We start from the raw sequence: 14,624 nt of genomic DNA on the forward strand, positions 1-14,624 counted from the left end.
GGCCCCGGTCACCGACGAAGGGATTCCATGCGCAAGTTGGGGGCGCGTCGCGCCACGGTTCGAGCTGCCCATGCTGTGTCGGTTGGGTTTGCCGCTGCCGTACTACTGGCACCCGTGTTCGGCGCTGGCGCGGTTAGCGCCGCACCGCAGCAACTTTCGGTCGGCGACCTACCCGCCGAGATGATCGACGCGATCTCGCGCGACCTGCACATGACTCCCCAGCAGTACCTCGACCGCGCCGTCGCCGCGCAGGACTTGCGTTCGTACGCAAACGATTTCCGCGCCGATCACCCCGACGCGTTCGCCGGTGCGTGGCTCACGCCCGAGGGCAAGGGCGTCATCGCCGTCACCAACGCCGACGCGCAGCGCTTGGCCGCCGCCGACGGTTACCAGACCAAAATCGCCCCGATTTCGGCGAACGGTCTCGAAGGCGCGCTGCTGCAGCTGAGCCAGTGGGTCGCGAGCCTGCCGCGCGAAATCGCGGCACCCATCAGCTCGATCGCGATCGACGCGCTCAATAGCCAGCTGATATTGAACGTCGCGAACACCCCGACCGGGCACATGCTGAACCTGCCGACGCTGATCGCGACCATCAAGGTTGTCCTTTCGCCAGGTGGCGGCGGCGCGGTTGAGTACCGGCCGATGGGTGGCGACACCTACATCAGCTCGACCAAGGACCTGCACGACGCGACCCTGCGTGGCGTCGACGTGTGCTCGTTCGGCTTCAACTCAACCGACGCCGCGGGCAACGCCCTGAATATCAGTGCGGGACACTGCAATCCGCGCACCGACGGCGGTCCCGCCTCGGTGTACGTGCCGAACGTGCGTGACCTCCCGAACAGCGTCGAGGTTGGCCAGTTCGCCAAGACCGTCCTCGGTGGTCCTGCCGCGCTCGACTACTCGGTGATCAAGCTCAACGAGCGCGCGGTGAACGCTGGCATGGACCGGCCGCGCGTGCGTGGCGCGAACGGCACCACGCTGACGGTCACCGGCATCGCCGACCCCGTCACCGGCGCGCCCGTGTGCAAGACCGGCCAGTCGTCGACGTTCACCTGCGGCTTCGTCTCGGCCGATCGCGTGGAAACGCAACTCTTCACCGCCGAAGGTGTCTCCAAGACCATCCGTGGTTTCGCCGACAGCGCGTGCACCCTCGGCGGCGACAGCGGCGGCGCGATCATCACCGGCACCCTCGCGCTCGGGATCACCTCGGGTTCCAACGCGGCCGACGCGCCCAACTGCAACGAAGCCAATACCCAACTGGCACCGTACGGTGGCACAGCATCTCTGGGCGTGGGAATTCGGTCGATTTTGGCTGACATTGAGGCCAACTCCGCGGGCGGTCTGGGCAGCGGAATCACCGTTCGTACCGCGCCGCGCGCTAGCTAAGCCGGTCGACTCGCCGACTCGGACCGGGTGAGTGACATCTCTTACCCGGTACGAGTAGGCATAACTCGCACGAGCCCATATAGTTCGATCATGCTCCTGCCACGCCTGGGTCGCACCCCATCCGCGCGAAGCTCCTCTCGAGCTCGAAAGTCCGTTATCGCCGCTTCTGCGGCGATTCTGCTGTTTGGCCCCGCTGTCGCAGTTGCCGACGCCGCGCCCAGCACTGATCTTCCGGCCCAGCTCATTGAAGCTGTGCAGCGCGACCTGAAGATGTCGCCGCAGGAATACCTGCGTCGCGCCGACGCCGCCCAGGAAGTCGCCGCGTTCGGCGTCACCGCGCAGCGTCAGTTCCCGCAGGTGTACGCGGGTGCGTGGCTCAATGAAGCGGGCAAGTCCGTCGTGGCGATCACCAGCGGCCCCGGTGCCGACGAGGCTCGCGCCGCCGCGGTTTCGGCCGGTCACGAGGTGCGCAACGTCGCCAAGAGCGAGTCCGCGCTGCGTGGCGAGAAGACCGCGTTCGAAAACTGGCTGTCGGCCGCGCCCGCTCCCGTGCAGGCGGCGGTGCGTGGCGTTGTCATCGACACGGTGAATAACGCGATCGCCGTTCGCGTCAACCAGGTTGGCGTGCAGCTGCCCGCGTTCATCGACCCGTCGCGCGTTGTCGTCACCGCGCCGCCCGTCGGTGGCGAACGAGTCGACCTTGCCGCCAGCCCCATCGCGGGTGCGGGCAACGGCGCGCTCGGCGGCGGCGACGCCTACGCGTCGGTCCTGGGCCGCAGCCAGCTGCACTGCTCGCTTGGCTTCAACGGCACCGACCGCAACGGCAACGTCGTCAACATCTCGGCGGGCCACTGCAACCCCGACGTTGAGACGGGCGGCACCGCTGGCGCTGCCGCGGTTTACGAGCGCAACAACACGTCGCTCGGCGCGGAACTCGGCACCTTCGGCAAGACCGTGCTTGGCGAACAGGACTACTCGATCATCCGCATCAACGACGGTGCGAAGGGTCGATTCGAAAACAACCTGGTGCGCGTGCCCGGCGCGGCCCCGATCGCCATTGACGGTGTTGCCACTCCCGTCGTTGGCGCCCCCGTCTGCAAGTCCGGTGCCCGCACCGGCTTTAGCTGCGGCGTGATCAACGGCGTCGACCAGACCGTGCAGGTCGGCGACCGCCAGATGACCCAGTCATTCTCGGCCAACCTTTGCGCCCTCCCCGGCGACTCGGGCGGTGCGATCGTGAGCGGCCGTCTCGCCGTTGGCATTTCGAGCGCGTCATCGGTTGCCGACTACCCGATCTGCGAAATCCCGATCATCCTCGGAGCTTTGACCGGCGACGCACCGCAGCTGTTCGCGCAGCCGATTAGCGTGGTGCTGAACGACAACCCGGGATTGTCGGTTCGCACGAACTGATGCGTTTGTAGGGAGCATGCTTGAGGGCCGGTAGCGGAAGCTACCGGCCCTTTTTGCATCGAAGCGAAGCGAGCTGGTCGCTGGCAATCGCAAGATTGTCACCGGGCCCGCCACCGCGACAGGGCAAGCGCCGAGTCGCGACCGCACGCAGCTCCCGATGCGGAGCGAGGGACGCACCCTGCAATGGCGACGTAGCCACCCGGGCCCGCACCATGCGAACAAGGCAAGTGTGTTCCCGAGTCGCGACCGCGCGCAGCTCCCGATGCGGAGCGAGGGACGCGCCCTGCAATGGCGACGTCACCACCCGGGCCCGCACCATGCGAACAAGGCAAGTGTCTTCCCGAGTCGCGACCGCGCGCAGCTCCCGACGCGTAGCGAGGGACGCGCCCTGCAATGGCGACGTCACCACCCGGGCCCGCACCATGCGAACAAGGCAAGTGCGTGCCCGAGTCGCGACCGCGCGCAGCTCCCGATGCGGAGCGAGGGACGCGCCCTGCAATCGCCACGTCACCACCCAAGCCCGCACCATGCGAACAGGGCAAGTGCCCAGTCGCCGCAGCGCGCAGCTCCCGACGCGAAGCGAGGGACGCCCCTGCAATCGACACGTTTGCGGGAACGCGCCCAGAACGAGCGTTTGCGACATTCGAACGTGCACGGTCGAGCAATCGAATCTGGAAGGTTGCGCGCAGGCCCCGATGCGAAGCGAGGGACCGCGCCCCCGCAATCGACACGTTCGCGAAAACTCAGCCCCGCACCCGCGACCTCGAGGAGCGGCGGCCCCGAAGGGGCCGGTCGCGGCCGTCCGTCCGTTCAGGTGCCGTTGCGTAGGCGACGAAGGAGCAAGCAACGGTGCCTGAACGGACGGACCTCAGGGCCGCGACACGCGCGCGCCAGCGCGCCAAAAACACAGTTATGTACCGAATCCCTCCACCGAATACCCGTGGCAACGGCGGGCGGTCTAGAAACCGCCGCATAAAGAACCCCCGACGCAAGCGCGCGGGCCCTTTCCCTAAAACGCCCCAAACACAAAGGGCCCCACCGTAATCCGTGCGGTGAGGCCCTTCGCGAGTACTTCTGACTACTTGTCAGCCCAAACGGTGGTGCCGTCCGGTGCCTGGAAGACGTTCAGCATCTCGATGCCAGCGACGAGGGCAACCGGGCCGCCGACGACGATGGTGCCGATAACGCCACCGATGGCCGCGCCGCCAACGATGCCGCCGAGGCAAAGCGCGGGCCAGCCGACAACCGTGACGATGCCGCCGATGCAGCCGACCAGTGCGCCAACCGCGGTGCCAAGGAAAGCGCCGATCGCGGTGCCGACCGAGAACTTGGTCGAGAAGTCATTGATCGCGCGCTGGTTCTCCTGCGCGGAAGCGATCTCCTTCGCTTCGGCGACGGGCCGCACGCCCACATTCTGGTCAGCCGACAGCACCAGGTTCGCAGGCTTCTCCGGGGTCAGCTTGAGGACCGTCGAGTCCTCGACAACCTCAGTCTTGGTCGCGATGTTGGTCCCGTTGATCGAGAACGCGATCGGGACAACAACCTGCACGTCGCCGCGCGAGTCCTTGATCTCGGCAACGGTCTTCTTCGGCGCCTCAGGCGTCTCCCCATCCTTCTCAACCAACGAGAAGGTGCCGTTCTTAACGGTCGCAACGACCGTCTTGTCGACGAGCTTGACCGAGTACTTAATCCCCTCGGGTGCCGGTTCTTCGGCGTGAGCGGTGCCAAGACCAACGGTCATCGCGCCCACGACCAGCGCGGCCGCCGCGGCGGTCCTACGGAAGTTCATTCAAGTTCCAATCCATCAGGTGTAGAGCGGCGAGCCACTGTTCACACGCGAGACTCGTCAAGTCGCGCCTTTTGTGAGAGGTTGGCGACTTCTCCCCGAGCAGTGTGAAGAATGGCACAGCAGACCGAACAGCTGGAGCTTAATCCACCGAATCCCCGCATGCCATACCAGATTTCGGGTATGGAACTAAGCCTATCCTTAACGCTTTCGCAGTTCAGGCACGGTTTACGGTGTTAGCGAGTCGATCTAGGTACACGTGAGTAAACATTTTTGTGATGTTGCTCACAGGCAAATTCTAGGTCAAGGCGCAGTAAACACCGTCGACGCGCAAGAACTCACCTTGCGGTAGACATCCCTAGTTACTGACGGGTAACTTAGGGGCAGTTACGATACGAGCCAACTGGGTCGCGACGACCCGCGTGTTGCCTCTAAAGAAAGGTCGCGACATGAATGCCCTGACTATCACGCTGGGCACCTTCGGTGCGCTGCTCAGCCTGTTGTGTTGGGCGTCGTTTATCGGCGGCGTGTGGAATATCGGCAAGGCCATCACGATCGGCCAGACCGCGCCGGACCGTTGGCGACCCTTCATTCCTCGGTTCAAGCACATGGTCATCGAGGTCGTGCTGCACACGCGGATGAACAAGTTCCGCACCGTCGGCTGGGCGCACTGGCTTGTCATGTTCGGCTTCTTGCTCGGCATGATCCTGTGGTTCCAGGCGTACGGCCAGACGTTCAACCCCGAATTCAAGTGGCCGATCATCGGCGACTGGCCGATCTACCACTTCGTGGACGAACTGCTCGGTATCGGCACCCTGGTCGGTATCACCGCGCTGATCATCATCCGTCAGATCAACTCGCCGCGAGTGCCCGCGCGCCTGTCGCGCTTCAGCGGTTCGAAGATGATCCCGGCCTACATCATCGAGACCATCGTCTTCATGGAAGGCCTCGGGATGATCGTGGTTAAGGCGGGCGTCATCTCGCTCACCGGCCACAGCAACCCCTACACCGACTTCTTCACGATGCACGTCGCCAAAATCATTCCGGCGAACATCACGCTGATCTCGATCTTCGCGTTCATCAAGCTCATGTCGGGCATGGCCTTCCTCTACCTCGTCGGCCGCAACGTCACGTGGGGCGTCGCCTGGCACCGCTTCCTCGCCTTCTTCAACATCTACTTCAAGCGCAACGCCGACGGTTCCGTCGCGCTCGGTGCCGTGAAGCCGATGACGTCGAACGGCAAAGACCTCACGATGGAGAACGTCGACCCCGAGATCGACAACCTCGGCGTTGGTCGCACCCAGGACTTCACCTGGAAAGACCTGATGGATGTCAGCACCTGCACCGAGTGCGGTCGCTGCCAGTCGCAGTGCCCCGCGTGGAACACCGGCAAGCCGCTTTCGCCGAAGCTGCTGATCATGTCGCTGCGCGATCACCTTTACGCCGAAGCGCCTTACCTGCTCGCTGGCGGTCGTCGCGACCCCGAAGGCAACGAGACCGGGCTCGTCAACGACGAGGGCCATGTCGACGAGAAGGCGCTCGCTGGCGTCCCCGAGTCCGCGATCGAGGCGTCGAAGCGCCCGCTGGTCGGCGACCTCGAAGCGCTCGGCGTCATCGACCCCGAGGTGCTGTGGAGCTGCACCACCTGTGGCGCGTGCGTTGAGCAGTGCCCGGTCGACATCGAACACGTCGACCACATCGTCGACATGCGTCGCTACCAGGTGCTCATCGAAAGCGAGTTCCCCACCGAGCTCGCTGGCCTGTTCCGCAACCTGGAAAACAAGGGCAACCCGTGGGGTCAGAACTCCAAGGACCGCCTCAACTGGATCAACGAGCTCGACTTCGACGTCCCCGTTTTCGGTAAGGACGCCGACAGCTTCGACGGCTACGAGTACCTATTCTGGGTTGGTTGCGCCGGTGCTTACGAGGACCGTGCGAAGAAGACGACCAAGGCGGTTGCCGAGCTGCTCGCCACCTCCGGCACCAAGTTCATGGTGTTGGGCGCGGAAGAGACCTGCACCGGCGACCCGGCCCGTCGCGCGGGCAACGAGTTCCTGTTCCAGCAGCTCGCTGAGCAGAACATCGCGGTCATCAATTCGGTCTTCGAAGGCGTTGAGCAGTCGAAGAAGATGATCGTTGTGACGTGTGCGCACTGCTTCAACACGCTCAACAACGAGTACCCGCAGTTGGGTGCCACCTACGAGGTCGTGCACCACACGCAGCTGCTGAATCGCCTTGTGCGACACAAGAAGTTGATCCCGGTCGCGCCTGTCGCGCAGAACATCACCTACCACGACCCCTGCTACCTTGGCCGCCACAACAAGATCTACAACGCGCCGCGTGAGCTGATGGAAGCTTCGGGCTCCACGCTGGTTGAGATGCCGCGTCACGCTGAGCGTTCGTTCTGCTGTGGTGCCGGTGGCGCGCGCATGTGGATGGAAGAGCAGCTCGGCAAGCGCATCAACGTCGACCGTGTCGACGAGGCGTTGTCGACCAACCCCACCAAGATCGCGACCGGCTGCCCGTTCTGCCGCGTGATGCTCACCGACGGTGTCACCGCGCGTCAGGAAGAGGGTCAGGGCGAAGGCGTCGAGGTCGTCGACGTTTCGCAGCTGATGCTCGACTCGATCAAGCGCCTCGACCCAGCCGAATTGTCGGCGAACCTTGTTGTGGTGCAGGAGCCGAAGGCCGAGCCGGAGCCGGAAGTGAAGCCGACTCCCGCGCCCGCTGAGGCCGCTACCCCGGCCGCAGCGCCTGCTGCGAAGCCCGCTGGTGGCGGACTCGGCATGAAGGGCGCTGCGAAGGCTCCCGGCGGTGGACTTGGCATGAAGGGCGCGGCTAAGGCGCCTGGTGCGAAGGCTGCTCCGGCCGAGGAAGCCACTGCTCCTGCGGTCAAGGGTCTCGGCATGAAGGGTGCGGCAAAGGCACCCGGTGGCGGACTTGGCATGAAGGGTGGCGCGAAGGCACCGGGCGCGAAGGCTGCTCCGGCGGCCGAGCCTGCCGCTGCTGAGCCCACTGCGGAAGCAACTGAGGCGAAGCCGACTGTCGCGGCGAAGGGTCTCGCGATGAAGTCGGGCCTTAAGCGCCCGGCGGCGAAGGCTCCCGGTGCGAAGGCAGCTGCCCCGGCAGCTCCGGCCGCAGAGGCGGCTCCCGCTGCTGAGTCGACCGAGGCGCCCGCCGAGGCGAAGCCGACCATCGCGGCAAAGGGCTTGGCAATGAAGTCGGGCCTTAAGCGTCCGGCGGCGAAGGCCCCTGGCGCGAAGCCCGCAGCGGCGCCCGCGGCTCCGGCAGCGGAACCCGATGCGACCCCGGCAGCGGAAGCGGCCCCGACCGCTGAGGCTCCCGCCGAAGCAAAGCCGACGATCGCCGCAAAGGGCTTGGCAATGAAGTCGGGCCTCAAGCGCCCGACAACAAAGGCCCCCGGCGCGAAGCCCGCAGCAGCCCCGGCAGCTCCGGCCCCTAAACCGGAGCCGACCCCGATCCCCGAGCCGGAGGCAACGGCGCAAGCCGAGCCCACCGACAACGGCAACGGCACCCCGCCCGCGAACCCCACCGCCAAGCCAGGCGGCCTGGGCTTCAAGTCCAACGCAAAGGCCCCGGGCAAGAAGAACTAACAACTGAACATCCCAAGTGAGGCGCGACCCCCCGGGTTCGCGCCTCACTTGTGTATCGGGTCGCACCCTGATGGCCCAGGTCCGGTGCATCAGCTATCGTGTTCGTATACAGGTCTTTGAGCGCCTGCCGTGGAATGCCAGCGGTGCTGCCACCGCCCTCCTTAAGTGGATCGGCCCACGGAGGCTCTCAAGGACCTGTTGTAATCTCCCGCCTTACGACGGGATCTTTGGGCATGGGCGGCACGGGAACCACTCCATCTTCGCCACGAGTCCGGTATCCGGCATCGATCTGAGTCCATGGGGTACAACGCAGTGTTCGCTTGCCCGAATCTGGTGCCAAATCGACATGAGATAGGCCGACTCGGTGTAGCCGAACTCACCGGACGGCCAGATCGCGGCTTTGAGGAACCCTCCATACAGGTCGGCAGCTTGACTCTCCAGGTACTTATCCGCCGATACCCACCGAAGCCCTTGCTCCATGTGCCAAGGAATCCGCTCGTCTGTCTGGGATTTCCTGCGGATGTAAGCGTCCGTGGTGTTGTGGTCGTGCCCCCGAACATGCCCATACCGAGTCCAGAGCCGCGCGTCAGTGCCATATAGATCACGTGCTGCTCCTGCGACCGACCGATAAGTCTCAAGGGCAACGAAGTTGTAGAAACGCACCGGGTCGCAGATATAGCTGCTCGGGTCAACTTCGTTCTTCACGGCAAAGACATAACAGACGTGCAGGTTTGGCACTCCGGCGAGCACTGCGGAAGCCCGCTTGCGCCGGTCGTGGTTCTTGACGTGCTCCTTCCACGACATCACTTTTCCGGCAGGCACGCCGAAGTCCGTCCGCAACGTAGTAACGGCGGAACGCAACTCCGGCGCACTCAGGTCGTCGACTATTACCGCCGCCATGCCGAAGACCGGGCTGGAATTTGGCCCACTTCCACGGTCGCCCGTTTCGTCGATGTAGGCCCACACTCTCGGGGTTGTCGGCATTCGACCGAATGTACTACCCGAATTTGGCTGCCAACGATACGGCTAGAGCAGACCTCTAGCACTCAACGAACGCACCCTTCACATACCCCGCGCTCTGGTACACGTAGTCGTACGCCCACCGCCACGGCGTCAGTTCGCGGCCAACGTCGACGAAAAGTAGTTCCCCCGACCAACATTCGCCGAGGACGTGGCGGGCTCGGGAGATGTGCGGGGTGAAGGTCACCACGATCACCCTCGACCAATTCGCACCGAACGAACGCAACGCCCGTCCCTCACCAAGCGTCGTGCGCGGCGATGGGTCGAAGCACACCACCTCAAAGCTGTAGCCGCCGTGGCAAATTCGGTTCACTAAGCCGCTGTATTCGTATGGGTCCGAAATCAGCACGCGCGGTGCGTAACCGGCGGCGGCCAGCGACAAACCCAGTTCCTCGCGCCCGTCGTGCGCACCGCCGAGCACCAAAATCGCGTCGGCGACAAGCGGCTCGTCAACAACCGGCCGCACATAAACCGGCCACAGCATCACCCAAACCCCAAGCACAAACGCGACCGCGACGACAAGCCCCCTAACCATCAGCCGCATCGCCCGATCGTACCCGGCCAAACCAAGAAACCGCAGGTAGAACCCTCGCGTCTCCCCCTGTACACCAAGTGTTGCGCGCAAAACCACCCGCGTGACGCGGCGTAGCAACGCACGGCGCTTACCAACGAGTACATGCGATGCACAGTCTTCGGAACGGGGTACCTGGGGGCCACGCATGCCGCGTGTATGGCCGAACTGGGCCACGATGTGGTGGGGGTCGACGTCGATCCGGGCAAGGTCGCCAAGCTCGCCGACGGGATCGTCCCGTTTTACGAGCCCGGCCTTGAGGAAGTTCTTCAACGCAACCTGGCAGCGGGCCGGTTGCGGTTCACGACCGACTACGAGGACGCGGCCGCACACGCCGACGTCCATTTCCTCGGTGTCGGCACTCCGCAGAAGAAGGGCGAGTACGGCGCCGACTTGAAATACGTTCACGCCGTTGTTGATTCGCTCGCGCCGATCATGGAACGCGACGGCATGATCATCGGCAAGTCGACCGTGCCCGTCGGCACCGCCGCCGCCCTCGGTGAGCGTGCGCGCGAAAAGGCAAGCGTCAACGTCGAAGTCGCGTGGAACCCAGAGTTCCTTCGCGAAGGCTTCGCCGTCCAAGACACCCTGTCCCCCGATCGACTAGTGCTCGGCCTGGATCGCGAACGCGCCCAATCGAATTGGGTCGAAGAACAGATTCGCGAGATCTACGCCGACCTCATCAACAGCGAAATCCCGTTCCTCCTAACCGATCTCGCGACGGCCGAGCTGGTCAAGGTCTCCGCCAACGCCTTCCTCGCAACCAAAATCTCCTTCATCAACGCCGTCTCGGAAGTCTGCGAAGCAACCGGTGCCGACGTCACCATGCTCGCCGACGCCCTCGGCTACGACGCCCGCATCGGCCGCCGCTTCCTCAACGCCGGCCTCGGTTTCGGCGGCGGCTGCCTGCCAAAAGATATTCGCGCGTTCATGGCCCGTTCGGGTGAGTTGGGTGCCGACCACGCCGTCGCGTTTTTGCGTGAGGTCGACAACATCAACATGCGGCGTCGCACGAAGGTCGTCGACATGGCCGCCCGCGCATGCGGTGGTTCGCTACTCGGCGCGAACGTCGCGGTGCTCGGCGCGGCGTTCAAACCCGAGTCCGACGATGTGCGCGACTCCCCCGCGCTCAATGTCGCTGGCATGATCCAACTTCACGGCGCGGTCGTCACCGTTTATGACCCGAAAGCCGTCGAAAACAGTCGGCGCGTTTTCCCCACGCTCAATTACGCGACGTCGATCGCCGAAGCGTGTGACCGCGCCGATGTGGTGCTCGTGCTCACCGAGTGGAACGAGTTCACCGCTTTGACTCCGGCCGACCTCGCCCCGGTGGTACGTTCCCGTTCGATCATCGACGGCCGTAATTGCTTAACCGCTGCGACCTGGCGCGATGCCGGGTGGGTGTACGCAGGACTCGGCACCCCGTAAAGTGGCGGCCCAGCGGGGTGTTGGCAACGAGATGGGCATCAGATGAGTTCGGTTTTGGGAGTTTCGGTGGGGGCGGGCACCGTACGTCTCGCGCGTCCGGTGCACGGGGATCCCATGCAGCCGCCTTACTCATTCGAGCTGCAATCTGTTTCAGTTCCCGAAGCTGAGGTTGAGGAAGCGGCAGCGGCGGCGATCACGTCGACGCCGGACGTCGCGGCATCAACCATCACGTTCCGCACCGAGGGCCAAGCGCGCGGGTTGCGTGCGGCGATGGCACGCAGGCAGGTCACGAACTACCAGCTTGTCCCCGAAGCCGTCGCCGCCGTCCATTTCGCGCACGCCACCGCCGATCTGCGCGAAGTCACCGCACTGGCCGTATACGACCTCGGCGCGACGGGGCTCACGGTCAGCGTGATCAACACCCGCACGTGCGACGTCTACCAAACCGAGCGCATGAGCGACATCAGCGGCGACTACCTCGATTCGCTGATCCGCGAGCAGCAGATCGCATCGGGTCGCATCGCGCACCCAGCCGACCCGGCTGGGCTTGCCGCACTCGACGCGCACTGCCGCGCCGCGAAAGAGCAGTTGTCGAGCAACAACGCCGTCGCGCTACCGAGTGAGCAGGGCCTTGTCCTGCTTACTCGCGAGAATTTTGAAGCGCTGATGATGCTGGCGATCGAGTCGTCGGCACGCATGACCCGCGACGCCATCATCCGCTCCCAGCACCCCGTTCAGGCGGTGTTGGTGATCGGCGGTGGCGGTCGAATCCCGTTGATCGCGCGCGTTCTTGAGCGCACGATCGGCGTCGGGGTAATCGTCCCGACGGAACCGGAGACGGTCCTGGCACGCGGTGCCGCGCTCCTCGCCCGACCAGCGAACGTCGCGATCGCGCCCGCGTCGCCGCTCACTGAGCAGTTCGCTGACACCGAAACCCCAGCGTGGTTGACCGCACCCGCGCGACGCCCAAACCCGTTGCGCACCTTGGTTGATCGCACGCATTCGCGTCGGGAGATCAGCGCCGCGACCGCTGCGGTTTCGTCGCTGGTCGTACTCAGCGCGATCGGCCTCGGCCTCGGTTTCGGCCCTGAGGTCATGGAACGCGGGTCGACAAGCGACACCCAGGCCGTCCCGGTGACCACCGCACCGCGCCCAAGCGACCATTCACCGACCACGTCGCTCACGCCAACAACGACGGAAATGCAACACGAAACCGCCGCCGCACCCCCGGCGACAACGGCACCGACGACAACGGCCCCAGCACCCCCCGCCCCCGGCCCGAACACGATCACCGTCGTCCCGGGCCTCCCCCCGGTCATCCTCCCGACCCTCCCCCCAGGAGTCCTACCGGGCCTGTAAGCGCCGCTGAACGGTGGACTCACCTCGGCCGAACTTCCCCGGCGCGACGCCGCAGGCTCAGCGCCTCGCCCGAGTGAAGCCTCCCGACCGGAGTTCCGCTGGCGCGACCCGGCTGCCTCAACACCCAACCCCGTGAGCACGCTTTGGTGGCGGCAACGGCCGAGTGGGTTTCGCCACCACAGCGTGCTGATCTTGGTCGGTGCCGCTCAGTGCCGAGCGTGACGTGCCCGCGGCGCAACCTCCGGCTTCGGCCCGCTTCCAAACGGCCGCGCCAAAACCACCGCGATCGCCGTCGTCAATGGCACCGAAAGCGACAGGGCGATACCGCCAACCGCCGAGCGGGCGATCTCGATCGCGACCGCATCGCTCGTGAGCACATCGGTAAACGACCGCCCAGCGACGCTAAACAGCAGCAGCAGCGGCAGCGCCCCACCCGCGTACGCGAGGACAAGCGTGTAGACCGTGCTCGCGATGTGGTCGCGGCCCACTCGCATGGTGGCGGTGAAGATTTCGCGCCGTGTCGCACCTTCGTCGAGTGCAGCGAGTTCGAACGCCGCTGACGCCTGCGTGATCGTGACATCGTTGAGCACGCCGAGCGAGCCAATGATGAAGCCCGCCAACAACAATCCGGTGATGCTCACGTGTTGGAGGTAAGTCGCGACCGTCGTGTTCTGTTCTTCGGAAAGTCCCGTCAGGTGCGTCATCTTCAACGCGACCCACGACAAAACTGCGGCGACCAGCATCGATGCGAGCGTGCCGAGCAGCGCCGACGACGTCCGCAAGTTCACCCCGTGGGCGAGGTAGAGCACCACGTACAGAATGAGCGCGCCGGAAACCAGCGCGACCGGAATCGCTGGCTTTCCATCCAAAAGTGCTGGGAGCAGGAACTTTACGAGCACAAGGAACGCGAAGAGCAACCCGACAACCGCACGGAAGCCACGCCACCGCGCGACGATGCAGATCACGATCACGAACGCGGCGACAATGAGCGAAAGCGGCAGCCCGCGCGCGAAGTCTTCGAACCCGTACATCGTCTGCCCGCCGGGGTCGCTCGCGCGGACCATGCGGATGCTGTCGCCGGCGGAAAGGTCGGGTTGTCCTGGGCCAGGCGCGATTTCGAACAGCGTCCGCTTGCCCTTATCCGGCCCGGAGCGAATGTCGATGATGCTGCGTTGGCAGTCGTAGGCGGCGACGCGCGGCGCAAGTGGCTTGTCGGCGAACACTTTTCCGTTCGACGGGCTGCCGCACGCCCCAACATCCTGCGAGACAACAGTGCCAGCTTCGGTCTCCCACGCCCCACCGGAGATGGTTTGCAGCGGAAGCGGAACCTCAACCTTCTGGTCGCCGGGCCACAACCAGGCGGTCGCGATCAACACGATCACCCCAACGGCAACGAGAAGCCCAACCACCACCTTGGCGGCGCTCGCACTAATCGCGATCGGTCCGGAGTGGTCGTGGTGATGATGATGCTCGCTCACGAGGTCTGACCCTAACGGACCCGGGCGAAGACAAGCCTGACCCCAGGCTGGGCCTGATCAAAGATGCCACTGATTACGGAGGCCCGATCGAAGGTGCCAGCTGATCACGGAGGCCCGATCGAACATGGCACGCGACCAGGGTGGCCGAACCGAAGACGCCAACTATCAGATGGCCTGATTCGAATATCCCAACTGACCACGGCACCCAACGCAGGATCCCCCCGTCAAGCAAACAGGGCAAGGTTTTTGGCCCCCTCTCGTTTGCGGTGCATTGCGTAACGGCGAAGCCGAAGCAATGTGCCGCAAGCGAGAGGTCACTGGGCCAAAAACCCCGCAGCGTCAGCTGCGAAAAAACACAGAAAAACTCAGGGGCGGCGGAGAGCAGGGGGATGTCTCCGCCGCCGCAGGCGGCGCCCAGGGGGGTAGGCGCTCATACCTGAGGCTCTCGGTTGTCCAGGGGGGGTAGACAACCGGGCCGGGCGCCGTAGCGCCGAGGACTACTGTACACAAACATTCGAGTTTTGCGCTAGTAGGTCTTCAAATAAGGACAGTTTCCGAACTTGCGGTCTGTT

At 64.7% G+C, this 14,624-nt stretch carries 9 protein-coding genes; 5 read left to right on the forward strand and 4 right to left on the reverse strand.

What is annotated here, in order from left to right:
* Positions 1–27 precede the first annotated feature (27 nt).
* Together IEX78_RS12725 and IEX78_RS12730 are read left to right on the forward strand one after the other, a co-directional pair.
* Positions 28–1,386 carry a S1 family peptidase gene (locus IEX78_RS12725; RefSeq protein WP_188829105.1) on the forward strand — a complete coding sequence of 453 codons (1,359 nt, stop codon included), beginning with the start codon at positions 28–30 and terminating at the stop codon, positions 1,384–1,386.
* 90 nt (positions 1,387–1,476) lie between these two features.
* The gene (locus IEX78_RS12730; RefSeq protein ID WP_188829106.1) at positions 1,477–2,796 is read left to right on the forward strand and encodes a S1 family peptidase; all 1,320 of its coding nucleotides are present in this window, start codon (positions 1,477–1,479) and stop codon (positions 2,794–2,796) included.
* Positions 2,797–3,874: 1,078 nt separating this feature from the next.
* Here IEX78_RS12730 and IEX78_RS12735 read toward each other — a convergent pair.
* Complete coding sequence (locus IEX78_RS12735) at positions 3,875–4,585, reverse strand: DUF8020 domain-containing protein (RefSeq protein WP_229683915.1); 711 nt, start codon at positions 4,583–4,585, stop codon at positions 3,875–3,877.
* Between the two features lie 446 nt (positions 4,586–5,031).
* Between IEX78_RS12735 and IEX78_RS12740 the strand changes: the two genes are divergently transcribed.
* Complete coding sequence (locus tag IEX78_RS12740) at positions 5,032–8,196, forward strand: (Fe-S)-binding protein (RefSeq protein WP_188829107.1); 3,165 nt, start codon at positions 5,032–5,034, stop codon at positions 8,194–8,196.
* Positions 8,197–8,409: 213 nt separating this feature from the next.
* Here IEX78_RS12740 and IEX78_RS12745 read toward each other — a convergent pair whose 3' ends face one another.
* Complete coding sequence (locus tag IEX78_RS12745; protein WP_188829108.1) at positions 8,410–9,180, reverse strand: DUF3800 domain-containing protein; 771 nt, start codon at positions 9,178–9,180, stop codon at positions 8,410–8,412.
* Positions 9,181–9,235: 55 nt separating this feature from the next.
* On the reverse strand, positions 9,236–9,760 hold the full coding sequence (locus IEX78_RS12750) for a YdcF family protein (protein WP_229683916.1): 525 nt from the start codon (positions 9,758–9,760) through the stop codon (positions 9,236–9,238).
* Between the two features lie 132 nt (positions 9,761–9,892).
* On the opposite strand from IEX78_RS12750, the gene IEX78_RS12755 reads away from it, so the two are divergent.
* Both IEX78_RS12755 and IEX78_RS12760 read left to right on the forward strand, forming a co-directional pair.
* Positions 9,893–11,215, forward strand: a complete 1,323-nt coding sequence (locus IEX78_RS12755) for a UDP-glucose dehydrogenase family protein (protein WP_188829109.1) — start codon at positions 9,893–9,895, stop codon at positions 11,213–11,215.
* Positions 11,216–11,329: 114 nt separating this feature from the next.
* On the forward strand, positions 11,330–12,574 hold the full coding sequence (locus tag IEX78_RS12760; protein WP_229683917.1) for a DUF7159 family protein: 1,245 nt from the start codon (positions 11,330–11,332) through the stop codon (positions 12,572–12,574).
* A 206-nt stretch (positions 12,575–12,780) separates the two neighbouring features.
* On the opposite strand, the gene IEX78_RS12765 is transcribed toward IEX78_RS12760, so the two are convergent.
* Positions 12,781–14,052, reverse strand: a complete 1,272-nt coding sequence (locus IEX78_RS12765; RefSeq protein ID WP_188829110.1) for a YibE/F family protein — start codon at positions 14,050–14,052, stop codon at positions 12,781–12,783.
* Positions 14,053–14,624 lie beyond the last annotated feature (572 nt).

The sequence above is a fragment of the Nocardia camponoti genome, assembly GCF_014646135.1.
Taxonomy (GTDB): domain Bacteria; phylum Actinomycetota; class Actinomycetes; order Mycobacteriales; family Mycobacteriaceae; genus Nocardia; species Nocardia camponoti.